The 1,527-nt window shown below is 63.6% G+C and carries 1 pseudogene; it reads right to left on the minus strand.

What is annotated here, in order from left to right:
- Positions 1–286: 286 nt before the first annotated feature.
- Positions 287–1,251: pseudogene (locus K7I12_RS17630) on the minus strand (zinc-binding metallopeptidase family protein).
- Positions 1,252–1,527: the final 276 nt, after the last annotated feature.

The raw sequence follows: 1,527 nt of genomic DNA on the forward strand, positions 1-1,527 counted from the left end.
CGGCTAGTACTTCCCCTTGCCGGGCGTACAGGGGACTTTCACCCCCAAGTCATCCCGAGGCACCACCCTCGGGAACAGCGCCACTCAGGCGCTGCGCGCCATGCCTGGCGCACACGAAAAATGCGAGCTGCCCTGGTGCGGGCAGCTCGCATGATAGCGTGCAAGCGGGCGATACAGACCTGGCGCCATCCGTTGGTCAGCGGCACGCTGGCAAACGTCGGCTCCCCCTTCGCATGGGCCAGCGCTCACCGGACACGGCACAGCCAGCCCCCGGGCGCTGAAAGCGTCAGCGCCCCTGAGCGCCCCGGCGCAACCAGTCATGCACGAAGGCGAGCTTGCGGCGTGAGACATCCGACAGCACGAATGGATAGAGATCCGATAGCCCCATCGAGCGATTGACGTTGTTGATTCCCACGGCGAGCGACGCAGCGACATAGATCAGGCGTTCGGCATCGGGTTCCGCATACGGGTCCCAGCTGGGGCTCGGCAACTGGGGCGACGCCAGACCCGCCGCAACGAAGCTGTCGGCGATATCGGTCAGGTGCAGCAGGTGCGCCGTGGTCTCTGCCCAGTCCTCGTGGGGGTGGGCAGAAGCGTAGGTGGTCAAAAAGCGTTGCTCCCAGTCGGGCGGCGGGCCGTCATCGTAGTGATGCTGGAGTGCGGCCGGGTAATCCGCACGCTCGTCGCCGAACATGGCCCGAAAAGCGTCGAGAAAATCGCCGCGCAAGCTGAGCCGCCACCAGAGCATATGCGCTATTTCATGGCGCATATGGCCAATCATGGTTCGGTAGGGCTCTTTCAGCGCCTGTCGACGGGTCGTCCGCAGCACCGGGTCCGCCTCGGCCACGCTGATGGTCACCACGCCCTCGACATGCCCCATGGGCACCGGAGTCGGTCCTTCGGCGAGCATGTGAAAAGGGGACGCACGCCCGGATCCTCGGGCCGGAACCAGTGCCAGCGACCCAGATTATCGAGTACCCGGCGCTTGGCGGCCTCGGTCTGCGCCCAGTTGGGAATGGCATCGGGTATTTCAGGGTCCGGGGCAAGTGCGGTCATTGCACACGACTGGCAGAATGCGCCCTGCTCGGGAGCGATCCAGTTACAGCCGATCACCTCGCGATTGGCACAGAACGGTGGCGTGGGCAGGAAGGCCCGCGCCTGCGGGTCGTAAGCTACGGGCGTGCCATCGGCGGTGGCGAGGTTGTCGAACCACAGTGAGCCCGAGCCGACGGGGTTGGAAAAAACGCGCATATCAAAAATTCCGTAGCAGGGGCAGCAAGGTCGAAGGACAGATGTTAAGCATAGCTGCCTCCCGCTTTAAAGCGAATTGCAATTGTAACTATTCAGGTGGTTCTGAATTAGGGTCGCCAACCACCTGATTTCTCTGGCATAGTACGCACATCCGCCCACTACGCCATGCGGTGACATGACCATCAGCGACATCAACGTCGACGAGGCCCTGGAACGGGTCCGGCAGCAGCTCAAGGAAGACCGCACGGTCTCCCCGTCGCTGCGTGCCGCCATCGA

Origin of the sequence: Halomonas sp. IOP_31 (genome assembly GCF_021151495.1) — a bacterium.
GTDB lineage: Bacteria > Pseudomonadota > Gammaproteobacteria > Pseudomonadales > Halomonadaceae > Modicisalibacter > Modicisalibacter zincidurans.